This is a genomic window from Rahnella aquatilis CIP 78.65 = ATCC 33071 (assembly GCF_000241955.1).
Lineage (GTDB): Bacteria > Pseudomonadota > Gammaproteobacteria > Enterobacterales > Enterobacteriaceae > Rahnella > Rahnella aquatilis.
In genome coordinates this window covers 3,554,678-3,579,200 of sequence record NC_016818.1, presented here as the reverse complement: position 1 = coordinate 3,579,200, position 24,523 = coordinate 3,554,678, and the positions used below count along the sequence as shown (strand labels likewise).

General features: G+C 53.3%; 19 protein-coding genes. 6 read left to right on the top strand and 13 right to left on the bottom strand.

The features are described from left to right. Positions 1 to 111 precede the first annotated feature (111 nt). From RAHAQ2_RS16270 to tesA, 3 genes are all read right to left on the bottom strand, one after another. Positions 112 to 963: a co-chaperone YbbN gene (locus RAHAQ2_RS16270; protein ID WP_015698275.1), complete on the bottom strand. Its 852-nt coding sequence runs from the start codon at positions 961 to 963 to the stop codon at positions 112 to 114. 208 nt (positions 964 to 1,171) lie between these two features. Next, the gene (locus RAHAQ2_RS16265) at positions 1,172 to 1,948 is read right to left on the bottom strand and encodes an SDR family oxidoreductase (RefSeq protein WP_015698274.1); all 777 of its coding nucleotides are present in this window, start codon (positions 1,946 to 1,948) and stop codon (positions 1,172 to 1,174) included. A 121-nt stretch (positions 1,949 to 2,069) separates the two neighbouring features. Then, the gene (gene tesA, locus RAHAQ2_RS16260) at positions 2,070 to 2,699 is read right to left on the bottom strand and encodes a multifunctional acyl-CoA thioesterase I/protease I/lysophospholipase L1 (protein WP_049796156.1); all 630 of its coding nucleotides are present in this window, start codon (positions 2,697 to 2,699) and stop codon (positions 2,070 to 2,072) included. Between tesA and ybbA the strand changes: the two genes are divergently transcribed. Together ybbA and ybbP are read left to right on the top strand one after the other, a co-directional pair. Next, positions 2,670 to 3,356: a putative ABC transporter ATP-binding protein YbbA gene (ybbA, locus tag RAHAQ2_RS16255; RefSeq protein ID WP_015698272.1), complete on the top strand. Its 687-nt coding sequence runs from the start codon at positions 2,670 to 2,672 to the stop codon at positions 3,354 to 3,356. The two genes, tesA and ybbA, sit on opposite strands and share 30 nt — an antisense overlap. Further along, positions 3,353 to 5,785 carry a putative ABC transporter permease subunit YbbP gene (gene ybbP, locus RAHAQ2_RS16250; RefSeq protein ID WP_015698271.1) on the top strand — a complete coding sequence of 811 codons (2,433 nt, stop codon included), beginning with the start codon at positions 3,353 to 3,355 and terminating at the stop codon, positions 5,783 to 5,785. Before ybbA ends, ybbP begins: the two co-directional genes overlap by 4 nt. Positions 5,786 to 5,882: 97 nt before the next feature. Here the strand turns inward: ybbP and purK are convergent, their stop codons facing one another. Together purK and purE are read right to left on the bottom strand one after the other, a co-directional pair. Continuing rightward, positions 5,883 to 6,947, bottom strand: coding sequence for a 5-(carboxyamino)imidazole ribonucleotide synthase (gene purK, locus RAHAQ2_RS16245; RefSeq protein ID WP_015698270.1), 1,065 nt, complete (start codon positions 6,945 to 6,947; stop codon positions 5,883 to 5,885). Beyond that, on the bottom strand, positions 6,944 to 7,453 hold the full coding sequence (purE, locus tag RAHAQ2_RS16240; RefSeq protein ID WP_013576579.1) for a 5-(carboxyamino)imidazole ribonucleotide mutase: 510 nt from the start codon (positions 7,451 to 7,453) through the stop codon (positions 6,944 to 6,946). The genes purK and purE overlap by 4 nt, the downstream gene beginning before the upstream one ends. A 180-nt stretch (positions 7,454 to 7,633) precedes the next feature. On the opposite strand from purE, the gene RAHAQ2_RS16235 reads away from it, so the two are divergent. After that, on the top strand, positions 7,634 to 8,251 hold the full coding sequence (locus tag RAHAQ2_RS16235) for a MiaE family protein (RefSeq protein WP_015698268.1): 618 nt from the start codon (positions 7,634 to 7,636) through the stop codon (positions 8,249 to 8,251). Positions 8,252 to 8,257: 6 nt separating this feature from the next. Here the strand turns inward: RAHAQ2_RS16235 and lpxH are convergent, their stop codons facing one another. Together lpxH and ppiB are read right to left on the bottom strand one after the other, a co-directional pair. Further along, the gene (gene lpxH, locus RAHAQ2_RS16230) at positions 8,258 to 8,980 is read right to left on the bottom strand and encodes a UDP-2,3-diacylglucosamine diphosphatase (RefSeq protein WP_015698267.1); all 723 of its coding nucleotides are present in this window, start codon (positions 8,978 to 8,980) and stop codon (positions 8,258 to 8,260) included. Between the two features lie 11 nt (positions 8,981 to 8,991). Further along, on the bottom strand, positions 8,992 to 9,486 hold the full coding sequence (ppiB, locus tag RAHAQ2_RS16225) for a peptidylprolyl isomerase B (RefSeq protein ID WP_013576575.1): 495 nt from the start codon (positions 9,484 to 9,486) through the stop codon (positions 8,992 to 8,994). Between the two features lie 227 nt (positions 9,487 to 9,713). On the opposite strand from ppiB, the gene cysS reads away from it, so the two are divergent. Both cysS and alkA read left to right on the top strand, forming a co-directional pair. Next, positions 9,714 to 11,105, top strand: a complete 1,392-nt coding sequence (cysS, locus tag RAHAQ2_RS16220; protein ID WP_015698266.1) for a cysteine--tRNA ligase — start codon at positions 9,714 to 9,716, stop codon at positions 11,103 to 11,105. Positions 11,106 to 11,278: 173 nt separating this feature from the next. Next, a complete protein-coding gene (gene alkA / locus RAHAQ2_RS16215) occupies positions 11,279 to 12,151 on the top strand; it encodes a DNA-3-methyladenine glycosylase 2 (protein ID WP_015698265.1) in 873 nt (290 codons plus the stop codon). Between the two features lie 13 nt (positions 12,152 to 12,164). On the opposite strand, the gene RAHAQ2_RS16210 is transcribed toward alkA, so the two are convergent. Together RAHAQ2_RS16210 and mgtE are read right to left on the bottom strand one after the other, a co-directional pair. Continuing rightward, positions 12,165 to 14,441 (bottom strand): diguanylate cyclase, encoded by a 2,277-nt coding sequence (locus RAHAQ2_RS16210; RefSeq protein WP_015698264.1) that lies wholly within the window; start codon positions 14,439 to 14,441, stop codon positions 12,165 to 12,167. Positions 14,442 to 14,644: 203 nt separating this feature from the next. After that, positions 14,645 to 16,084: a magnesium transporter gene (gene mgtE / locus RAHAQ2_RS16205; RefSeq protein ID WP_015698263.1), complete on the bottom strand. Its 1,440-nt coding sequence runs from the start codon at positions 16,082 to 16,084 to the stop codon at positions 14,645 to 14,647. Between the two features lie 744 nt (positions 16,085 to 16,828). Here mgtE and RAHAQ2_RS16195 point away from each other — a divergent pair. Continuing rightward, on the top strand, positions 16,829 to 19,060 hold the full coding sequence (locus tag RAHAQ2_RS16195) for an EAL domain-containing protein (protein ID WP_015698261.1): 2,232 nt from the start codon (positions 16,829 to 16,831) through the stop codon (positions 19,058 to 19,060). Between the two features lie 78 nt (positions 19,061 to 19,138). Here RAHAQ2_RS16195 and ppx read toward each other — a convergent pair whose 3' ends face one another. From ppx to purN, 4 genes are all read right to left on the bottom strand, one after another. After that, the gene (gene ppx, locus RAHAQ2_RS16190; RefSeq protein WP_015698260.1) at positions 19,139 to 20,683 is read right to left on the bottom strand and encodes an exopolyphosphatase; all 1,545 of its coding nucleotides are present in this window, start codon (positions 20,681 to 20,683) and stop codon (positions 19,139 to 19,141) included. 22 nt (positions 20,684 to 20,705) lie between these two features. Continuing rightward, the gene (gene ppk1 / locus RAHAQ2_RS16185; protein ID WP_015698259.1) at positions 20,706 to 22,775 is read right to left on the bottom strand and encodes a polyphosphate kinase 1; all 2,070 of its coding nucleotides are present in this window, start codon (positions 22,773 to 22,775) and stop codon (positions 20,706 to 20,708) included. Positions 22,776 to 23,085: 310 nt separating this feature from the next. Continuing rightward, the gene (gene speG / locus RAHAQ2_RS16180) at positions 23,086 to 23,661 is read right to left on the bottom strand and encodes a spermidine N1-acetyltransferase (protein WP_015698257.1); all 576 of its coding nucleotides are present in this window, start codon (positions 23,659 to 23,661) and stop codon (positions 23,086 to 23,088) included. A gap of 220 nt (positions 23,662 to 23,881) precedes the next feature. Continuing rightward, positions 23,882 to 24,520, bottom strand: coding sequence for a phosphoribosylglycinamide formyltransferase (purN, locus tag RAHAQ2_RS16175; RefSeq protein WP_015698256.1), 639 nt, complete (start codon positions 24,518 to 24,520; stop codon positions 23,882 to 23,884). Between the last annotated feature and the right edge of the window lie 3 nt (positions 24,521 to 24,523).

Here is a 24,523-nt window from a genome sequence, read left to right as displayed (position 1 = left end):
TCGTATTAATAAAAGGATAGTTCAGGGGATAAAAGGCGGGGGAAAAGCCAAAAAAAACGCACGTCCGGTTAAATGACGCGCGCATCGTGTTTTACGGTGAAGCCGGGTGGATCAATAGAGTAAAGAATATAGCTGACGACGATACTTCGCTGCCAGCGCATCGCCGGTGCCCAGTGCCGCCATGATATCCATCAGCGTTTTACGCGCCGCACCGTTCGCCGCACCTAAGTCTTTTTTCAGCGGAGCCATCAGCAGTTCCAGTGCTTCTTCGTTGCGTCCGACCTGATGCAGTTGCAGGCTGAGTTTGACCACCAGTTCAGCGTTTTCAGGATCCTGCTGTAATTCCTGTTGCAGCAACTGAATTTCCGGCGTGTCGGCGGCCTGTTTCAGCAACTCGATTTGCGCAATCAGCCCCTGATAACGGGAATCTTTATCCTGCAACGGGATGGTTGCCAGCACGGCTTCGGCATCGTCGGTGCGGTTCAGATGAATTTGTGTTTCTGCCAGCAGCAGACCGATATCACTGCGCTGATTGCTCAGTTGCCAGGCTTCTTTCAGCAACGGCAGGGCGTCATTAACATTGCCCGCCTGCAACAGTTCCTGCGCCTCGGCCAGTTTCAGCTCTTCTTCTTTCGGCAGCACTTTTTGCAGCAGTTCGCGGATCACTTCTTCCGGCTGCGGCCCCTGGAAACCATCGACCGGCTGACCGTCTTTGAACAGGTAAACGGCAGGGATCGAACGCAGGCCAAACTGCTGGGCGATCATCTGCTCGGTATCGCAGTCCACCTTTGCCAGAATCAACTGACCGGCGTATTCCACGGCCAGTTTGTCGAGTACCGGGCCCAGTTGCAGGCAATGCTGGCTGCGTTCAGACCAGAAATAGAACATCACCGGCACGGACATGGATTGTTCCAGTGTCTGGTGCAGGTTGGTTTCGTTGATATCGATAATTGTAGGAAGCATGAATTCTGTCTCTCCGCTACCCGTCATACTTCGAGCTGCTGATGCGTTGGCTGCGCTCACTCAGCCCGGTCACTTAGTTATCTAAGCTCCCGGGTCTTCGTGGGCTTGCCGCCTTCCCGCAACTCGAATTATTTAGGGTATAGAAAATTAAAGTATTTAAGAACAAATGGGGGCGACTCTTGCCGCTTCAACCCCTTATCGCTTTTACTTAGCTGTTTCCGCGTAATAATTTGTCCAGTACGCGCGCGGGTAAAAGGCGTTTCAGTAGGGTCAGTGCATGGGCGACCAGGGTGACCGGATAACGCAGGCGAGCGCGCGGATTTTCTAAAGCATGGTGCAGTTTGGGTAAAACCGCCTCCGGCTTGAGTGTAAAACGACGGGCAATGCCCGGATTTTCTACCGGCTGGCCGGTCTGCGACTGATTCACGTTGGCGGTGAAATTACTGCTCAGCGGGCCGGGTTCAATCAGGCTGACCTGAATACCGGTGCCATGCAGTTCCATGCGCAGCGTGTCGGACCAGGCCTCCAGCGCAAATTTACTGGCGGCATAAACGCCCCGGCGCGGCGTCGTGATCAGCCCCATTACCGAGCTGGTCTGGATAATGCGACCTTCGCCGTGCGGCAACATGGCGGGTAACAGAAGCCGTGTCAGTTGATGTGTACCAAACAAATTGGTGGAAAATTGCTGTTCGAACTGCTCGCGGCTGATGCTGCTGAGCGGGCCGTAAACGCCATAACCCGCATTATTAAACAAGCCATACAGACGGTTGCCTGTCAGCGCAATGACCTCGGCGGCTGCAAGCTCGACGCTCTGTCTGTCATCAAGATCCAACTGAACCGTTTCAAAACCCATCTGCTGCAGTGTGTCGATATCCTGAGTTTTCCGACATGCCGCCAGGATCCGATAACCGCGTGCGCGCAAATCCTGTGCGGCAACCAGCCCGATACCGCTGGAACAACCGGTGATTAATACTGCTTTTTGCATAACTTTACCTGTGAGGTGTCCCTATTTTTTATGACTGTGATTTACTAGGGAGTCGGGGAAAAAAGGTAACGTCTTGGTTTTACTCACGTCCCGGTATTATTTTATTCGTCGTATTTTAACCTTAATGCGTCAGCAGCGGCGTGAGTTTTTCTGACATCCATCCGGCAATAAACGACTGGGCTGCCAGGGCCGGATGTAAACCGTCGTCCTGCATCCATTCAGGTTTTACGGCGACCTGCTCCATAAAGAACGGCACCAGCGGGATATTTTCCTGCTTTGCCAGCGCCGGATAAATGGCATAGAACGCATCGCCGTAGCGGCGGCCATAATTGGGCGGCAGACGGATTTGCATCAGCAGGGGTTGGGCACCAGCCTGTTTGACCAGTGTGATCACCTGCGTCAGCGTCCGGGAAAGCGCTTGTGGCGGGAAACCGCGGAGCCCGTCGTTGGCGCCCAGTTCAATCAGCACCCAGCGAGGGTGATGTTGTTGCAGTAAAGACGGCAGGCGTGCCAGTCCTTGTTCAGCGGTATCGCCGCTGATGCTGGCGTTGATAACGGTGGGCTTACTGTCTTCTTTTTGCCATGCGTTATTCAGTAATGTCGGCCAGGATTCGGCGACCGGAAGGCGATAAACTGCACTCAAACTGTCGCCAATAATCAGCAAGTTATCAGCAGCAACGGCGCGAAAACTCAATAATACTGACAAAATAAGGAAGGGGAGATGCCAGCGGAAAATGTTCTTGAAGTTCATCATCTAAGTAAGCACGTCGGTCAGGGTGAAGGTCAGCTCACCATCCTGTCCGGTGTGGAGCTGGTTGTCAAACCTGCCCAGACAATTGCCCTGATTGGCGAATCCGGTTCCGGTAAATCCACCTTGCTGGGCATTCTTGCCGGGCTGGATGACGGAACCCATGGTGATGTGAAATTACTGGGCAAATCCCTTGGCGAACTCAATGAGGAAGGGCGCGCGGCGCTGCGGGCAAAAAATGTCGGCTTTGTATTTCAGTCTTTCATGCTGGTGCCGACACTCAACGCCCTGGAAAACGTTCAGCTTCCTGCGTTATTGCGCGGCGAAAGTGACAGCAGCAGCCGTCAGCAGGCGGTGCAGTTACTGGAAAGCCTCGGGCTGGGCGAACGTCTTCACCATCTTCCGGCACAACTTTCCGGCGGCGAACAGCAACGTGTGGCGCTGGCGCGGGCCTTTATCGGCAAGCCGAAATTGCTCTTTGCCGATGAGCCGACCGGTAATCTGGATCGCGTGACCGGCGAACGTATCGTTGATCTGCTGTTCTCACTGAACCGCGATGCGGCGACGACGCTGATTCTGGTCACGCATGACGAACAACTGGCAGCGCGTTGTCAGCGGCGGTTACGCCTGCGCGACGGGAAATTATGGGAGGAAGCATGATCTGGCGCTGGTTCTGGCGGGAATGGCGCTCGCCATCGCTGCTGATCGTCTGGCTGGCGCTGACACTGGCGGTGGCCTGTGTACTGGCGCTCGGCAGCATCAGCGACCGTATGGACAAAGGTCTGAGTCAGCAAAGCCGCGAGTTTATTGCCGGGGATCGCGTGCTGAGTTCCTCCCGTCCGATCACCGAAGCCTGGTTGCAGGATGCGCAGGCGCAGGGGCTGAAAGTCAGCCGTCAGCTCTCTTTCATGACCATGACTTTTGCGGGCGAAACGCCGCAACTGGCGGCGGTGAAAGCCACCGATCTGGCGTATCCGCTGTATGGCACGTTACAAACCGAACCGGCAGGGCTGAAACCTGAGCCGGGAACGGTGCTGGTTGCGCCGCGTTTACTGGCGCTGCTGAACGTGAAAGTCGGTGACAATCTGGATGTGGGCGATACCACGCTGAAAATTGCCGGTGTGATTGTTCAGGAGCCGGATTCAGGTTTTAACCCGTTCCAGACCGCGCCTCGTGTGATCATGAATCTGGATGACGTGGCGAAAACCGGCGCTGTTCAGCCGGGCAGTCGTCTGACGTATCGCTATATGTTTGCCGGTTCACCGCAGGCCATTCAGAGTTATGGTGAGGCGATAAAAGGCCTGCTTAAGCCGGATCAACGCTGGAGCGGGATGGAAGATTCCGACGGGGCATTGGGCAAATCATTACAGCGCTCTCAGCAATTCCTCACGCTGTCGGCACTGCTGACCCTGATGCTGTCAATCGCCGCGATTGCCGTGTCGATGGGGCATTACTGCCGCAGCCGTTATGATCTGGTTGCGGTACTGAAAACGCTGGGTGCCGGGAAAAAGGCGCTGCAAAAACTGATTATCGGACAGTGGCTCGCGGTGCTGGTGCTGGCGGGGTTGTGCGGCAGCGTGGTCGGGCTGGTATTTGAAGTCATCCTGATGAAAGTGCTGGCGCCGGTTTTGCCTGCAGAATTACCGCCTGCCGGTGGCTGGCCCTGGGTGTGGTCGATGGGCGCGATGGTGGTGATTTCTCTGCTGATTGGCATCCGTCCGTATCGTCAGTTGCTGGCAACCCAGCCGCTGCGGGTGCTGCGTCAGGATGTGGTGGCGAACGTCTGGCCGCTGCGTTATTTCCTGCCGGTGATGGTGGTGGTCGTGGTCGGTTTGCTGGCGGCGCTGATGGGCGGCAGTTCGTTGCTCTGGTCATTGCTGGCAGGCGTGCTGGTACTTTCGTTGCTGCTTGGCCTGATTGGCTGGGGCGCTCTGCTGCTGTTACGCAAGCTGACGCTCCGCCAGTTACCGCTGCGTCTGGCGGTGAACCGCCTGCTGCGCCAGCCGTGGGTGACGCTCAGCCAACTGGCGGCGTTCTCGATGTCGTTTATGTTGCTGGCGTTGCTGCTGGTGATGCGCGGGGATTTACTGGACCGCTGGGAACAACAACTGCCGCCGGACAGCCCGAATTACTTCCTGCTCAATATCACCAAAGAGCAAATTCCGCAGGTGACGGATTTCCTGCATCAGCATAACGCGGAACCGGAAACCTTCTATCCGATTGTGCGGGTTCGTCTGACCAAAATTAACGACCAGATTGCCACCGACATCATTAAGCCGGATGACGCAGGCGGCGAAGCGGTGAACCGTGAGCTGAATCTGACCTGGATGGAAGGGCTGCCGGATCATAATCCGCTGGTCGCCGGTAACGGGCCGCCAAAAGCCGGTGAAGTGTCGGTTGATGAAGGACTGGCGGGGCGTCTGGGGCTCAAACTCGGCGATACCGTCACGTTTAGCGGTGATACGCAGGAGTTCAGCGCCAAAATCACCAGCCTGCGTAAAGTGGACTGGGACAGCCTGAAGCCGAATTTCTACTTCATCTTCCCGCCGGGTGCGCTGGATGCACAGCCGCAAAGCTGGCTGACCAGTTTCCGGTATCACGGTGATGACCGCACGATCACGCAGCTTAACCGCCAGTTCCCGACGCTGAGTCTGCTGGATATCGGTTCAATCCTGCGTCAGATCGGACTGGTGTTGCAGCAGGTGAGCAGGGCGCTGGAAGTGATGGTGATCCTGGTGATGTTGTGCGGCGGCTTGCTGTTGCTGGCGCAGATTCAGGTCGGTATGCGCCAGCGCCGTCAGGAGCTGATTGTGTACCGCACGCTGGGGGCCAGCAAAAAAATGCTGCACCGGACATTGTGGTGTGAATTTGCCGTGCTCGGGCTGGTGGCAGGAGTCGCCGCCGCCATCGGTGCGGAAGCCGCGTTATGGTTGCTGCAACGCCAGGTTTTCGATTTCCCATGGGAACCGAATTATCTGATGTGGATTGCGGTACCGGTGGTCAGCGCGGTGCTGCTGTCGGTTTGCGGGGGCTGGCTGGGTGTGCGGTTGCTACGGGGGCGGGCGCTGTTCCGGCAATACGACTCGTAGTTTCTAAACGCCTCCCCCTGCACTAACCTGGTGTCCAAGTTTAGGGGTTCAGTTCACACCCCAACCCTCCCCTTCGCAGGGGAGGGAGCCGATCAAATCAAAGCTTTTCAACTGCCCATTCAATGCCGCTGGCGTATTCTTCCGGCAGCATCGGGACCAGTGCGTTGAGGTTGTCTTTCAGCAGGCTGGCGCTGGCGTCGTTGAGATTCAGGTGCCCGACTTTACGGCCGGGACGCACATCTTTCTCATACCAGTGCAGATTGACCAGCGGCAGGCTCAGCCATTTTTCTGACACATCCGTGCCAATCAGATTCACCATCACTGACGGTGTGCTCACCACCGGTTTCGGCAACGGCAGACCGAGAATGGCGCGCAGATGCATTTCAAACTGGCTGTAGGATGCGCCGTTTTGCGTCCAGTGACCGCTGTTGTGCACACGCGGTGCCAGCTCATTGATGAGCAAACCTTCGCTGACCACGAAACATTCCATCGCCATCACGCCGACATACTTCAGTTCGTTCATGATTGCCGACAGCATGCTTTCAGCCTGCTGTTGCAGGGCAGTATCCGGTTGTGGCAGCGCAACGCTGGTGCGCAAAATGCCGTCCTGATGCAGGTTGTGGGTCAGCGGATAAAAGACCGTTTTGCCATCGTGACCCCGCGCGCCGACCAGCGAAACTTCGCCGGAAAAATTGATGCCCTGTTCAACGATGCATTCGCCATAGCAATCCTGTGGCAGGGTATTTTCTTCCCCGGAACGCAGACGCCACTGACCACGGCCGTCGTAGCCGCCGACGCGGCGTTTAACAATCGCCAGTTCGCCGACCTGTGAGAAAACCTGCGGCCATTCGGCGACATCAGCCAGTAACTGCCACGGCGCGGTCGCCAGACCGAGCTGGTCGAGCAATTGTTTTTGCGTCAGGCGGTCAGCCAGACGCGGGAAAATATCGCGGTTAACGAACGCATTGTGCGTCGCCAGTTCACGGGTCAGCGCCGTTTCCGGCCAGCGCTCGATTTCAGCCGTGATAACGCTTTGCTGATACGGCACGGCTTCCGGTTCGGCATCAAGGCCGACGGGATACACGGCGATGCCCAGCGGTTCACCGGCCTGGCGCAGCATCCGGCCTAACTGGCCGTTTCCGAGTACGCAAACCGGCTTCATGCTTCCTCCCGCGGATCGGGGTTATTCAGCACTTCGTCAGTTTGTGCGGTGCGCCACGCGGCCAGGTTTTTGGCAATCTCAGCATCGTGCAGCGCCAGAATCTGCGCCGCCAGCAACGCGGCGTTGGCGGCACCCGCTTTACCGATCGCCAGCGTACCGACCGGAATGCCACGCGGCATTTGCACGATGGAATACAGGCTGTCGATGCCGCTCAGTGCAGCACTTTGCACCGGCACACCCAGCACCGGCACCAGCGTTTTCGCTGCCAGCATGCCCGGTAAATGCGCTGCACCACCGGCACCGGCGATGATCACATCAAAACCGTTAGCGGAAGCCTGCTCTGCGAAAGTGAACAATTTGTCCGGCGTACGGTGAGCGGAGACGATATCGACATGGAAAGGAATATTCAGCGTTGTGAGGACGTCGGCGGCGAACTGCATGGTCGCCCAGTCACTTTTAGACCCCATAACGATGGCGATTTTTGCCGGGGTAACGTTGGATGACATGTCTGTAAAGCTCCTGTGATTCGGAAATAGAAACTGCGAGGGCGCAAATGATAGCACGCTCCGCGAGGGAGGAAAACGGTTGCGTCGCCGGGAAACGGCGCATTTTTGATGAGAAGTTTGCAGCAGATTTGTATAATCCGAGCCATTCTGTTTATGACAAACCTCACCGGAAACTGATTTATGACCCAGGCTTTACTGGCACCGATTTATGATTTTCTTCACTGTGAAACACCCGCTCTGTGGGTGGATGTGGCGCTGGAAAATCAGACGGTAATGCTGATCGACCACGCCAATTGTGAAAAGAAGGCGGCGGCCACGGCGATGAGCCTGATGACCAAATACCTTGAGCGCACCGAGTTGCTGTTTTGCGCGGCGCGTCTGGCACGGGAAGAGCTTCACCACTTTGAGCAGGTGGTGGAAATCATGCAAAAACGCAATATTACTTATACCCAGCTTTCACCGTCGCGCTATGCCAGCGGGATGATCAAACATACCCGTCATCATGATGATCTGAATATTCTGGTTGACCGGCTGATTATCGGGGCATACATCGAAGCGCGTTCCTGCGAGCGCTTTGCCAAAATTGCGCCACATCTTGATGAAACCTTGTCGCGCTTTTATACCTCACTGCTGCGTTCAGAATCACGGCATTTCGCCGATTATCTGGCACTGGCAGAGCAATACGCCGGGACAGATATCAGCGAGCGGGTAGAAGAGTTTGGCAGAATTGAAGCGGAACTGATACTCACGCCGGACGAGCAATTCCGCTTCCATTCAGGCGTACCAGTCATATTTTGAGGTGACTCAAAACGGGAATCTGATCAGCTCGACGTTATCGGCGGTGACTTTCACCATCGAGCCTTCCTCGTGCCACGCGCCGAGTACGACGCGGTGGCCGGTTTTATTTCCCAGCGGTACCTCGTGAATGGCCGGGCGATGGGTATGACCATGGATCATCCACTCGACGCCTGCCATCTGCATTTCGCTGACCACCGCCTGCGGGTTCACATCCATAATTTCCAGTGATTTACCCTGATTTGATGCCTTGCTGTTGGCGCGCATTCTGGCGGCAATCGCCAGTCGCCATTTCAGCGGCAGCATCAGGAAAAGTTTCTGGATCAGCGGGTTGTGGACTTTTTTTCGGAAGTTCTGATACGCGACATCGTCGGTGCACAGCGTGTCACCGTGCAGGATCATCACGCGGCGTCCGTACAACTCGAGCACTTTTTTCTCCGGCAGCAGTGTCATCAGGCTGTCGCGGGCGAAGCGTCTGCCGAGCAGAAAATCGCGGTTGCCATGAATGAAAAAGCAGGGCACGCCCTGCTGGTGTAACTGATTGAGTGCGGCGGAGATATCGGCGTGAAGCGGTTGCGGATCGTCGTCGCCAATCCAGGCTTCGAACAGGTCGCCGAGGATGTACAGGGCGTCGGCCTGCGGCGCATCTTCACGCAGAAAACGCAGAAAACCGGCAGTGATTGCCGGTTCCTGTGCGCAAAGATGGATATCTGCGATAAAAAACGTGGTCATCCCGACGTTGATTATTCGCTGACTGTGACGCTTTTGATCACAACATCTTCTTTTGGAACGTCCTGGTGCATGCCGCTGCGACCGGTTTTCACCGCTTTGATCGCGTCAACCACGTCCTGACCTTCAACCACTTCTGCGAATACGCAGTAACCCCAACCTTGTGCGTTTTTGCCGCTGTGGTTCAGGAAATCGTTGTCAGTGACGTTGATGAAGAACTGTGCCGTGGCAGAGTGCGGATCGTTGGTACGTGCCATCGCCAGCGTGCCTTTGGTGTTTTTCAGGCCGTTGTCTGCTTCGTTATTGATAGGCGCATCGGTGTTTTTCTGGTTCATGCCTGGCTCAAAACCGCCGCCCTGGATCATGAAACCGTTAATCACACGGTGGAAAATTGTGTTGTCGTAGAAGCCTTTACGGCAATAGTTCAGGAAGTTTTCAACCGTAGCTGGCGCTTTGTCAGCGAAAGTTTTAATGACGATGTCGCCGTGGTTGGTGTGGAAAGTGACCATAATTATCATCCTGCTAATGTTGATGTGTGCTCTTAGTAAGAGCGGCTACTATAGCCTTTTCTTATACCATAACTCAAAAGTTGCCGTCAGCAGCGGCTTTGTGATGACTAAAGCCCGTCCGGCGGCCTTATGCCGTTTCGGTGAAATCATTTTCGTTATATTATACGCGGTAGTGTCGCTTAAACGCGCCAACGTCATTTTCTACGCCCAACACACGGAATAGCCTGATGCTGAAGATTTTTAATACCCTGAGTCGCCAAAAAGAGGAATTCAAGCCAATTCATGCCGGTAAAGTCGGGATGTACGTGTGTGGGATCACTGTTTACGATCTGTGTCATATCGGCCACGGTCGCACTTTTGTGTCTTTCGACGTGGTATCCCGTTACCTGCGCTACCTGGGTTATGACCTGAAATATGTGCGTAACATCACCGATATCGACGACAAAATCATTAAACGTGCCGCTGAAAATGGCGAAACGTTTATGGCGCTGACCGACCGTATGATTGGCGAAATGCACGCTGATTTTGCTGCACTGAACATTCTGCCACCTGACTCTGAACCGCGCGCCACGCAGCACATTCACGAAATTATCGATATCGTGCAGACGCTGATTGACCGTGACCACGCCTATGTCGCGTCGAACGGCGATGTGATGTTCTGGGTGGAAAGTGATCCGGATTACGGACTGTTGTCCCGTCAGGATCTGGATCAGTTACAGGCGGGGGCGCGCGTCGAAGTCGAAGCCAACGTGAAACGCAATCCGATGGATTTCGTACTGTGGAAAATGTCCAAGCCGGGCGAACCGAGCTGGACATCTCCGTGGGGCAAAGGCCGCCCGGGCTGGCATATCGAATGTTCCGCGATGAACTGCAAACAGCTCGGTGCGCATTTCGACATTCACGGCGGCGGTTCTGACCTGATGTTCCCGCACCACGAGAACGAAATTGCGCAGTCAAGCTGTGCCCATGACGGCCCGTATGTGAATACCTGGATGCACTCCGGCATGGTGATGATCGACCGCGAAAAGATGTCCAAATCACTGGATAACTTCTTCACCGTGCGCGATGTGCTGAAATATTATGATGCGGAAAGCGTGCGTTACTTCCTGATGTCGGGTCACTATCGCAGCCAGCTAAACTACAGCGAAGAAAACCTGAAACTGGCGCGTACCTCGATGGAGCGTCTGTACACCGCACTGCGCGGCACTGACGCCGCTGCAACGCCAGCCGGTGGTGAGGCTTTTGTTACGCGCTTCCGTGCGGCCATGGACGATGATTTCAACACGCCGGAAGCCTATTCCGTGCTGTTCGATATGGCACGTGACATCAACCGTCTGAAAACGGAAGACCTGTCTGCGGCCAACGGTCTGGCGGCGGAACTGCGGCAACTGGCAGGCGTGCTTGGCCTGCTGGAGCAGGATCCGGAGCAGTTCCTGAAATCCGGAGCTCAGGCGGATAACGATGACGAAGTGGCTGAAATCGAAGCGTTGATTAAACAGCGTAACGATGCCCGCGCCAGCAAAGACTGGGGCATGGCGGATAAAGCGCGCGATCGCCTCAATGAAATGGGTATCGTGTTAGAAGACGGACCGGCAGGCACCACCTGGCGTAGAAAATAATCTCCTTCATACCTGAAGCCGCAGCCGCGTTGGCTGCGTTCGCAAACCCGGGTCACTGACTTATGTCAGCTCCCCGGGATTCGTTCACTTGCCGCCTTGCTGCAACTCCAGTTATTTTGGAGATGCGAGACATATAGCCTCCTTCCGGGAGGCTTTTTTATAAGGATCATCCTGTGACAACTCTGTTTCTGACCTATCAGCCCCCGTATGACTGGCAGTGGATGACGGCATTTCTCGGCGCGCGTGCATTGCAGGGCGTCGAGCAACAGGATGGCGAATACTATCAGCGTACGCTGGCGGTGATGCACAACGGCGAACGCCTGACCGGCTGGTTGCGGCTGCGGCCGTTGCCTGAGCGAAATGGCGTTGAGCTGGAAGTGTCGTCGTCGCTTTCGCCGGTTGCGGAGAACGTCGCTGCACAGGTGCGGCGGTTGCTGGATCTGGACGCGCAGCCACAGGTTATCGCCGACGGTCTGGGGGCGCTGGCAGAAAATGCGCCGGGATTACGCCTGCCGGGATGTGCTGACCGTTTTGAACTGGTGGTGCGGGCGATCCTCGGACAGCTGGTGAGCGTAAAAATGGCGGCGACACTGGCAACGCGGCTGACCGAAAAATGGGGTGAACCGGTGCGTACGCCGTTTGCTGTGCTGACGCATTTGTTTCCGTCTCCGGCAGCGATCGGGCAGTTAACGGTGGATGATTTACGGAGTATTGGCGTACAGGCCAAACGTGCGGCCTGTCTGATTAATATTGCGCAGGCAGTGGAAGAAGGGCGTTTGCCGCTCAATGACATCAATGACGTGCAGAACGGAATAAAACAGCTGCTGGCGATGCCGGGGATTGGCAACTGGACTGCCAGTTATGTCGCAATGCGTGCCTGGTCTGCGCCTGATATTTTTCTCGGTGGCGACTATCTGATTAAACAGCGTTTTCCGGGCATGACGCCGGGGAAAATTACCCGCTATGCTGAAGTCTGGAAACCGTGGCGCACCTACGCCACGCTGCATTTATGGTTCAATAACGACTGGCAGCCGGACACGCCGTAGACGGGCATCAACGTCACCTCCCTGTGCCAGACTGATAGCCTGCGGGCGGGATCGCGCCGCTGGTGTGTGCGGTGGCGGTTTTTTGCACCGGATCATATTTATAAACCCGCCCGCGTCCGTTGTGTTTGGCGATGTAGCAGGCCATATCCGCCTGTGCCATGTATTCGCTGCCGGTAACGTTCGCATCATTTATCTGCGTCATCCCTGCGCTGGCACCGATCCGGTAGGCATTTTCTTCCCATATGAATTTGAAATCGTTGATTTTGTCCACCAGATGCTGAAGCGTTCCCAGCCCCCGTTCCGGCGGACAATCAAATAAGATCAGCGCAAATTCATCACCGCCCAGCCGTGCCAGCCGGTCGCTGTTGCGGATATTTTCCTGCATCAGGGCGCTGATCTGGCGCAGCAGTTCATCCCCTGCGGCATGACCTGCGGTGTCGTTAATCTCCTTAAAATGATCCAGATCGATAAACGCCAGGCCGTGAGGCTGACGTTGTGTGGCCGTCAGATTCAGCGCTTTTTTCAGGCTCGATTCGAAACTGCCACGATTCGACAAGCCGGTGAGTAAATCGTGAGAGGCGCTGTAACTGAGTTTTCGCATCAGTTCGCGGGATTTACTGACATCCTGTAGCACCAGCACAATACCAATCGGTTCGTCTTTCAGGGTACGCAGCGGTGACACTGCCAGCTGGACATCAAACAAAGCGGTGTGCTGGCCGTGCAGAACCAGCGAACGCTCAACCGAAGAGTGCAGGTTTTCATTGATATCAAACTGCAAAAGATCGTCGATAAGCGGCCCTCCCGCGCCTTTGCTGATGAGCACAATGCGGCTGACCGGTTGCCCCTGAGCCTGCTGTTCTGTCCAGCCGGTCATTTTCTCTGCGACCGGATTCATGAACGTAATATTCATGTTACGGTCGGTTGAGATCACCGCCTCATTGATAGAATTCAGCGTGATATGCAGCAGTTCTTTTTCTTCATGCAGCGCTTCCGAAAGACGCTTGTTGGTCATTTCGGTATGCTTGAGTTCGTTAATATCTTCAATCTGAGAAATGAAATACATCGGTTCATGATGTTCATCGCGCACCAGTGATACGGCGAGGAATGCCCAGATAATTTCGCCGCTGCGGCGCAGATACCGCTTCTCCAGGGTGTAACTCTGGATTTCATCGTTCAGCAGTTGCTGCAACAGCGCCAGGTCTTTGCCCAGATCGTCATGATAGGTAATCTCCTGGAATGTCAGGGTCGTCAGATACTCCGCTTCATATCCCAGCAGATGACATAACGCTTTGTTCACCTGCAGCAGTTTGCCTTCCGGCGATACCAGCGTCATACCAATCGCTGAGTATTCCATGGCGTTTCTGAAGCGATTTTCACTTTGCGTGATGTGGGATTTTTCAGTGCTCAGCGCATGCATCGCCATCGCCATGGCATTCGCAGGCATCAGAATCAGCAGCAACGGCAGGAAAATTAACCCCTCAGGAATATGCGCCGCCAGATGCTGCTGAACGGAGATAATGCCGCTGGTATGCAGTAACGCAATCATCAGCGTCATCGACAGAAAAATAATGAATGCTTCTATACGGGGTAGACGAATGGCGGACCACAGCAGCGGGATGGTGATAAACGCGAAAGTATAAGGCAGCCATTTCAGCGCCAGAAAACCGGCGGCCAGTGTCAGCACTAACGTCAGAAGCAGTCCGAAAAAACGCGGCGATGTGAGCAGTTTAACCAGATAGCCGCGCTGGTAGATAAGCCCCAGCGGCGTGAGGGCGAGGATCGCCACGGCTTCTGACATAAACCAGGTCGCAAAGCGGCTTTGTAATTCCGCCGGAGAATGAATATGCGCAATCAGTAACAGCATGATTAACGCGCTGACCAGCGGGCAGAAGATCACCGCGACGAAAAAGAATTTTCCCCAGGAACCCAGCCCGGAAAGCGGGTCTTGTGCCGGCAACATTCTGCGCAATAACGCCGCACACAGAGAGGCCTCAATAAGATTATTGAGCAGATAAGGCAGGTAGCGGAAGAGGGGCGTGCCGATAACCGTATGTGCTGCCGCGATACCCAGAGCGGCGGCGCACAACAGCGGGATCCAGTCGCGATAGCGGTGGTGGAATAAAACCGGGATCAGCAATGCCGTTGGCAGCCACAATCCGGCGAGGCTGGACGACTTCTGAATAATACTCATGCAGGCAAAGGCCAGCAGGCAGATTGAGATGCCTAAAAGTAAGCAGGATGTCCAGTTTGCCTGATTAAACCCAGGCGAGGGCGGTTTGCTATTTTCCACAGTGGAAACCTTTTTCTGGCTGACGGAACGGTGCAGGCAGTCGCAGTGATCTTTATTTGTTTCTGTTATCAAGCCGCTACAGCAGGATGAGCTGCGGCAGGGGATGATGAATACCGGAATATCAGCATTAATTATTAATATAAATTCTACATTACGTTGTAATAGATAACGAATTTTCCGGCCAGAAAGCCGGAATTCATTCGTTAAAGCAGGAAAATAGTGGCAAGGCCGAGGAAAATAAAGAATCCACCGGTGTCTGTCAGTGCGGTAATCATTACACTGGAGCCGACCGCCGGGTCACGGCCCAGGCGTACCATGGTCAGCGGGATCACGACGCCCATCAGTGCGGCCAGCAGCAAATTCAGCACCATCGCCAGCGTCATTACCGCGCCCATCTCCCAGTTGCCGTAGAGCAGCCAGGTGACAATTCCCATTAATCCGCCCCAGACGAGACCGTTGATCAGTGCCACGCCCAGCTCCCTGAACATCAGGAATTTCAGATTGCCGAGCTGAACATGGTGCAGCGCCAGCCCGCGGACAATCATGGTGATGGTTTGATTCCCGGTATTCCCGCCGATACCGGCAACAATGGGCATCAGCGCGGCCAGCGCAACGAGCTGCGAAATAGTGTGTTCAAACAGGCCGATCACGCGGGAAGCCACAAACGCCGTACACAGATTGATGGCCAGCCATGCCCAGCGGTTACGCACGGCTTTAGTCACTGGCGAGAAAACATCCTCTTCAGGGCTTAAGCCCCCCATCCGGCGTAAGTTGCTGTCAGTGTCGTTATTGACGAAATCAACGATTTCTTCCACCGTCAGGCGACCCATCAGTTTGCCTTTTTTATCCACGACGGCAGCGGTGATCAGGTCATAACGCTCGAACGCACTGGCGGCGTCTTCGGCTTTGTCCTCTGGTTCAAAACTGCTGAGATCGGTGATCATCACGTCAGAAACCAGCGTATGCGGTGAGTTCAGTAAAATGGTGGTCAGCGGCAATTCGCCGAGCAGCGTATTTTTCCGGTCAGTAATAAAGACTTTATCGGTCGCCTGCGGGATTGACTTGCGCGCACGGAGAAAGCGCTGAACAGTGCCCAGCGAGACATCCGGGCGAACGGTCAGCAACTCGAAATCCATAATGCGGCCCACGCATTCTTTGCTGAATTTCATGACTTCGCGGACTTTCTCGCGCTGACGGGGATCCAGCGAGGTCAGTACGCGGCCAATCAGGTCGCGGGGCAAATACTCTGCCAGATAAACCTGATCGTCCACATCCAGCAGTGACATGGTTTTGAGCAAATCCTTATCGCTCATTTCTTCGATCAGACTGTCCCAGACGGTTTCTGAGACTTCCACCAGCGCTTTGCCGCGTGCAGCGGGCTCTACCAACCGCCACAGCGCCAGACGCTCACGTATCGGTAGTGCTTCCAGTACGTCCGCAACGTCCGCCGCGTGAAGACTTTTTACCCGCGAGGTCAGCTCGGCGGTGTTGTCCATCAGTTGTGCGCGCGTGTCGCCATCAACGTCAGGTTCCTCGCCCAGAATACTGTCGGCGAGGTCATCGGTGTTCAGAAGGAGATCGAGGATCCTGCTGCGGCTTTCAGCCAGTTTCTGGCCATAATTTTTCGGTTTTCCACCAGACATTTGAGATCCTTAGTCCTTTGAGTAACGGCAGGTTTTCAGCGTGCCGGTACAGGTTTTTTCGGGAGTCGGCTCCTGTGGCTCCACAGCTTGCGTAGCGGTCCGGGTTTGTTTTTGATCCTGATGATGGGAATATGCTCCGATAGCGGAGTAGACCAGACGCCCGAACAAAATAATGAAGCTTATCGCTAAAACGATTTTCGTCATTCTGATGTTGGTTTTTCGAGACATAATTTAATCGCTTAAGTAAATCGTTGCTCCGGTGAAGGAATGAAGAAGAGGCGCAAATGATAGCGTTTACAATATATAACACATCTAAACAGGCAGCCAGATAATCGGATTAAACGTAAACCTGTGGTTTAAGGCGTTATAAATCCATCAAAACGTAAGACTTTTCATTATTCGTAGCAATGAGCGCATTCACTTGCCAATAAAAATCATTTCATTAATCACGCGATGAATTTGTTTGAGATGAATTTTTGTCAAATCATAAAGATTGTGTTTATTGATATACATCAAGGGATTTAAGATAAGTCACATTAGAATCCAGCCATATTTTAAAATTTATGTCCCGGCCTCCGCTGTATTCTTTTTTCTTCTGCGCTTTTTCTGTGAGATGACGTTTTTACGACGATAATTGAGGACGGAACCTGTGGCCACCGTCACCGGACTGCCTGTCTGATGTCCGTTATACCCTGAACCCTTCACTGCCGCATGACGTTCATGCGCAAAACTTAGATGGACTTGATGCGTAAAAATTTTTCCTGGCAAGACATGCGCCATAAATGGTGGGGACTTCCCGCGATTTGTGCGCTGATGCTGATCCCGGTGACGTCGTGGCTTTCTCCGATGATTTCCCTGCCGGATGGCCGTACTTATCTTATTTATATGCCGATAGCGACCTGCGTCGCGCTACTGATGGTATTTGACTGGGCCGCATTGCCAGGCATCGCCCTGACGCTTTTCCTGCGTTATTACCTGCGCGTTGGCTTCGAGATGGGCACACTGATGACGGTGATTTATTTCGCCGCACTGTCTCTGGCCTGGCTGGGTTATCGCTGGCAGGCGGGAAGCCGCTGGTCCGCACCGCTCGGGCTGATGAATCTGGCGAAAGTCCGGGTTGGCTGGTTGCTGATTTTCCTGACGTTATTTTTAGTCATCGTATTGCAGATTGTGATTGAAAGCGGACTGCTGCCCGATTATCTCGGCATGGCGACGCGGGACTTTTTCACCCTCAGGACACTGGTCAATTTACAGGCGATGATCCTCGGTATTCTGCTTAACTCGCATGTGATTTATCTGCTGATACGTATTATCCGCAAGCCACATTATTTACGTGTGGTGTGCACGAGGTTGCGTAAAGAACTGGCACCGGGCGTGAAGTTTACTGAGATGGTGCTGTGGTTTGCGGCTCTGGGTGTCATGGTCACGCTGCTGTGTCTGCAGGGACTGAGTGAGCCGTTTATGAAGATTTTACTCAGCGATTACACGCTGACGCTACTGTTCCCGGTATTGCTGTTTGGGGCATGGCGCTACGGTTATTACTTTATCAGCATCGTGTGGACTTTCACCCTGACGATTTTATTTAATTTTTATCAGGGTTTTATCTCCGAACAGAGTTTTGTTCATAATCTGGTGTTCGTCTCCGCCCTGATGCTGGTTTATACCATTACGTTGTTGCTGATGGCGGCCATTGCTTCGCGACAGCGTTTGCTGATGAAAAGATCCAGTGCCGCCGCGTTGCAGGATCCGGTATTTGGCCTGCCTAACCTGCGCGCCTTCAACCGTGATCTGGCGCGCTATCCGCGTTCCATGCTGTGTTTTATTCGTGTTTCGGATATGGATATGCTGAGCCGTAATTACGGCATGCAGTTGCGCATCCAGTTTAAACAGCAACTGGCGCTCGGACTGAAACCTTATCTGCAGGCGGGTGAGCGGGTCTATCATTTGCCGGGTTATGATTTAGTCTTACGGCTTAACTGCGAAGACACGGATAAAAAATTGCAGAATTTGCATGATTATCTGGAAGATTTCCGTCTGATCTGGAACGGATTGCCGCTGCATCCCAATATAGGTTTATCGTACTGTACGGTGTATTCGCCGGTGGAACATCTGCCGGTTTTACTGGGCGAACTGAGCGGTATTGCCGAAGTTTCCCTGACCACCGGGCAGCCGGAATCGAATAAAAACGATCACAGTCAGGTGCAACTGGAGATCAGAGAAAAAGTCGACATGCTGCATAAAATCCAGCGGGCACTGGATGACGATCGCTTCGTGCTGATGGCACAACCTATCTTCGGGGTACGCGGCGACAGTTATCATGAAATCCTGCTGCGTATGTCTGATGGTGCGCATGAAAAGCTGGTTACACCGGATAAATTCCTGCCTGTGGTGCATGAATTCGGTTTGTCGTATCAGCTGGATATGTGGGTGCTGAAACATACGCTGATGTTTATTAATCAGAACCGTGTTCGGTTGCCGAGCCTGCGTTTTGCGGTGAATTTCACGCCCTCAACGTTGTGCCGCCCGACGTTTACCCGCGATTTTAAAACGCTGATGCTGGAATATGAGGTGGAACCGTTCCAGATCGTGCTGGAAGTCACCGAGTCGCATTTATTGCAGAACATGAAATATGCCGACATGGCGATGCGGGAATTGCGTTCTTACGGCTGCCGGATTGCGATTGATGACTTCGGTACAGGCTATGCCAGCTACGGTCGTCTGAAGGAGATTCAGGCCGATATCCTCAAAATTGACGGCAGCTTTGTGCGCAATATGCTGACTGATTCGCTGGACGCCTACATTGTGCAGTCAATCTGTCAGGTGGCGCGCATGAAGCATCTGTCGATTGTGGCCGAGTATGTGGAAACTGAAGAACAGAAAACCGCGCTGCACGCGTTAGGTGTGGATTACATGCAGGGTTATCTGGTGGGTAAACCGGAACCGTTAAACAAACTGCTGGAATTCCCGACCCCCTGAAATTGCCTGCCTGCCGGCCGGAAAGAAAAGCCCCCTGAGCATCAGATGCCAGAGGGCTTTTTTATTGCAGCGAAACGCTTAGTTTCCTCCAATGCCGTCTTCTTCCTCAAGCATCAGTTTCCAGCCCGTCACGTCATCCCAGTAACTCTGTTCTTTTTCGAAATCCAGCTGAACCAGGTTGTTCTGCGCCAGATAGCCAGCCGGGAAACGCAGTGTCCAGTGATTATCATCGGTGGATAACCGCAGGGATTCAGGCGTTGTTGTCGACTGGCGCTGATTGTTGAGCAATGCGCCTAAACGCAGAAGCTGGATCAGCGGAATGTAGTGTTTTTTCTTGAACAGATTCAGGCGCGGCAGTTCTTCCAGCTTGATGGCTTTGCGGTGGAAACGTACCAGGGTAGCCAGCAACGTTTGCTGTTCCTGGTTGAATCCCGGCAAGTTAGTATTTTGCAGGATATACGAGGAATGACGGTGCATGCCGGTGTGATTAATACTCAGACCGACTTCATGCAACATGGCACTGAATTTCAACAGTGATTCGAGTTGCGGCTGCACCAGCTTGGTATTTTGCGCCAGCCACTGGGCATACAATTGTTCTGTGGTATCCAGCACGCGGCGCGCCTGTTCACGGTCAATATTGTAATGCTCAGCCAGACTTTTCGCAGTACGGGTACGGATATCCTGATGACGGAAGCGACCCTCCATTTCATACAGCACACCTTCACGCAGCGCGCCGTCAGAAAGACGCAGCTCTTTGACTGCCAGTGCATCGAACACGCCGCGCAGAATGGCAAGCCCCGGCACAAACACCGATTGCCTGTCTTCCGATAAGCCCGGCAAATCCAGTGCGCTGAAATGCTTAAAATTCAGTACCGCTTCGGTCAGCATTTCCAGCCGCTCAGGGGTAATTAAGCCGTCTTTCTCGCCCATTGCGACCAGCACTTCATGGGCCGCTTTAATACTGCCGGACGCACCCAAAGCATACTGCCAGCCTTGCAGACGATACTGCCACGCCAGAGTTTCCAGTTTTTGCGCGGCAGCGAGCTGCGCACGTTTGAAATTACTGCGGCTGATTTCGCCATTGGGGAAAAACATTTGCGCGAAACTGACGCAGCCCATACGGCGGCTTTCGGCCAGTAACGGCTCGAAATCTTCTCCGATGACCAGTTCTGTTGAGCCGCCACCGATATCGACCACCAGCTTGCGACCTTTTTCCGGCTGCGTATGTTCAACGCCCATAAAAATAAGTCGCGCTTCTTCCTGACCGGAAATGATTTCAATCGGGTAGGGGATGACTTCTTTGGCGCGCCTGAGAAATTCCTCGGCGTTCACTGCCTGACGCAAGGTATGCGTGCCGACAATAGTGACGTTATTTTCCGCAAACCCCTGCAGGCGTTCGGCGAATAAAGCCAGGCAATCCAGCCCGCGCTGAATGGCTTCTTCACTGAGCACATTTTTGGCATCGAGGCCATCGGCCAGATGAACGCGTTGTTTCAGGCGTCCCAGGACCTGCAGCGCGCCGTTAACGACGCGTGCGATGACCATATGGAAACTGTTCGACCCGAGATCGATCGCCGCAATTTCCTGTGGCTTGGCATTCTGTGGGCTGCTTTTAAGGGGCATAGTTGTGTAACGCTCCAGGGGTTCAGGCTTGCTGACTTTGTTGTTCCAGCGCTTTGAGATAGTCATAAATCGCCAGTTGCGCACGGACTTTGCGGCGATTTCCGCGTGGAACATACCGGTTGCTCAGGTCTTTATCAATCACTCTGGCTTTTACTGTGTCACTAAACAGCAGTTCAAGGATATCCAGAACGCGTTGTTTCAGACGCGGGTCGAGCAGGGCGACGGCCACTTCAATACGGTAATCAATATTACGCGTCATCCAGTCGGCAGAAGACAGGAAGACTTTGGTGTCACCCCCGTTTTCAAACACATAGACGCGATCGTGTTCCAGATAACGGTCAATGATGCTGGTGACCTGAATATTTTCGCTGAAGCCGGGTAAATTCGGCACCAGTGAACACATACCGCGGATCAGCAAGCGGATTTTCACCCCGACGTTTGAGGCCACGTAGAGACGGTCAATCAGTCCTTTATCCACCAGATTATTGATTTTCAGCGTAATGCCGCCGTTTCCACCAGCCTGAACGTTGGCAATTTCCCGGTCGATCAAACGGTAAAGCATGTCACGCGAGTTTTGCGGTGACACCATCAGATGCTCGAACGACACCGGGCGGTACGGGTTTTCGATAAAGTTGAAGACGCGGCGGACTTCGTTGGTGATCCTCGCATCGGCGGTGAGCAGTGAATAGTCGGTATAAAGACGCGCCGTTTTCTCGTTAAAGTTACCGGTCCCGATATGAGCATAGCGGACAATTTCATCGCCTTCGCGGCGGGAAATAAGAAAGAGTTTTGCGTGAATTTTCAGGCCCGGCGCAGAGAAAATAACGTGCACACCGGCTTCTGTCAGACGTTTCGCCCAGTGAATATTGGCTTCTTCATCGAAGCGTGCCTGCAGTTCGACGACCACCGTGACTTTCTTACCGTTGTGCGCGGCGTGGATCATCGATTCGATAATGCGGGAATCTTTCGCCACGCGGTAAATATTGATTTTTATCGACAGCACGTTCGGATCGAACGATGCCTGGCGCAACAGTTCCAGTACGTGCTCAAACGTGTGGTACGGGTAATACAGCAGCACGTCTTGTTCGCGGATCGCCGCAAAGCCGTTGCGGAATTTATCGAACCACAAATGGCGCAGGCGTGGTAGCGGACGGTTCACCAGATTGGCTTTGCCGACGTTCGGGAACCCGATGAAATCTTTAAAATTGTGGTAACGGCCACCGGCGATCACTGAATCATAATTGGAGATACCGAGTTTACCGCGCAGCAGTTCGACCATTTCATCCGGCATATCGCGCTGATAAACGAAACGTACCGGTTCGGCAGTCAGACGCTGTTTCAGGCTCGATGACATCAGTTCCAGCAGACTCGATTCCATTTCCGTGACCAGATCGTATTCGGCGTCGCGGGTCATTTTCATCGAATACGCGTTCAGCGTATCGTAATCGAAGAAGCCTTTGAAAATATCATCCAGACAATAACGCAGGATGTTATCCAGCAGGATCATCGGTTTACGACGGCGGGGCGCTTCCGGCGGCAGGTTAACGAAACGTGGCACTTTATCGGACGGGATTTCCAGCAGCGCGTAATGGATCTCTTCGCCGCGGATAATTTCAACCGCCAGATAGGTGTAATCGTCTTTGAGGAATTGCACCAGATTGGTATCGTGGTTAATCAGAATCGGTGTGATGTACTGGCGCAGCTGATGCTTAAAATACTGACGCAGCCAGGCTTGCTGGTTTTCGGAAACCTGACGCTCGTTAATCAGGAAGATCTGATTACGCGCCATTTCCAGAAGCAAATCGTTATAAAGACTGTCGAATTCCTGATCAATGCGCAGCACCTTCGCCTGTATTTTTTTCAGCAAATGGCGGGATGCGCCCAGAAAACCTTGCTCCTCGCTGATGAGGATCCGTCGTTTTAAATCGGCAAAACGGACTTTATAAAACTCATCCAGGTTATTGGAGTAGATCCCTAAAAAACGCATCCGTTCGATCAGGGGATTGCTTTTGTCAGCCGCTTCCTGCAACACGCGTTCATTGAAGGACAGCCAGCTTAGTTCTTTCTCAATATAAAGCTTTTCCTGACCCATTTTCACTCCGTTCATTTAGCTTGCAACCTGGCCCATACAGGCAAATTTGCCTGAAAACACCGCAATGTAGCTCAACATATTCTTCGTGTTGCCCGCCTTTTAAGGGGCCAGCGCAGCAGGAAGCCATCTGTGAGAGGGGCCTAGTGTCTACTATCAATATTGCGAAAGATTGACAGGAAAGTCCAACATAACAAAGGATGATTTCAGGAGAGTTTTTAACGGGGCGTCAAAAGAGAGAAAAGTGTTACCGATGAAGGACATTTGCATCCTTCACCGGTCATTATTTTTACAGATTTCTATTGCGGTAGAATTAAACCGCGCTGGCGCCAATCAGGGATTCAGGTTTGACCTGAACAGGCTTGGTTTTGTATTTCGCCAGGAACTGCGGCTGGAAAATACACATGCGGATGGCGCTGCGATATTCACCGTTCACAAAGAATTCCTGCTTCAGTTCTCCTTCAAGTTCGAACCCTAATTTACTGTAAATGTGGATCGCCTTTTTATTTTCTTTATCCACGATTAAATACAGTTTGTAGAGGTTCAGAACGGAGAAGGCATAATCCATCGCCAGACGGACAGCGTCCCCGGCAAAACCTTTGCCCTGATGCTGCGGGTCAATGATTATCTGAAATTCGGCGCGGCGGTGAATATGATTAATTTCCACCAGTTCGATCAGGCCGACCGGTCCGCTTTCGAATTCGATAATAAAGCGGCGTTCGCTTTGGTCATGGATATGCTTGTTATACAAATCGGTCAGTTCGACGAAAGCCTCGTAAGGTTCTTCAAACCAGTAACGCATGATGCTGGCGTTATTATCAAGACGATGAACAAACGACAGGTCGTCCTTTTCCAGTGGACGTAATCTGACGCTGTTATGGCTAAACATGGGGTGTTCCTCAACTATAAAAGCCGTTTTATGAGGGTAACCTTCGTAAATATGAGATCTGAAACAACCGTGTGTCAGATGAAGGTCGGCGCACAAACGACGTTTAAACGTGCGCCGGGATGTGCATTATATCGGGCGAAATGTAAACAAATGTCAAATGAAGGAAAATAAAAAACCAGCACGGGGCCGGTTTATAGTGAAATCGTGATGCAATGGTAGATTAATCTTCTGCATATCCGCGTTCAGAAAGCGGATTGTTATCCAGCAGCGCCTGACCGTTTTGCAGTGACAAACGCCCGTCAACGAACCAGCTGACCACCAGCGGATAAATGCTGTGTTCCTGCGTTTGCACGCGGGCAATCAGATCTTCTTCTGTATCGTCAGCAAATACCGGTACTTTGGCCTGTAAAATGACCGGCCCCCCGTCGAGTTCTTCAGTCACGAAATGCACGGATGTGCCGTGTTCCGTATCCTGATTTTCTATGGCCTGACGGTGCGTGTGCAGACCCGGATATTTTGGCAACAGGGAAGGGTGGATGTTGATCATCCGTCCGGCAAAGCGCTGGACGAATTCAGCGGTCAGAATACGCATATAACCGGCAAGTACCACCAGATCAGGCTGGTAAGCTTCTATGGCATCCGCCAGCGCAACGTCAAATGCTGCCCGGTCCTGGTAAGCCTTAACATCCAGCGCGTGCGCGGAGATATCGGCTAAACGGGCTCTTTCAAGCCCGTACGCTGCTGCTTTATTGCTGAAGACCGCACAGAGTGTTGCGTTGATTCGTCCCTGCTGGCAGGCATCGATCAGGGCCTGTAAATTGCTTCCCTCGCCCGATACCAGAACCACAATCCTTTTCATTTT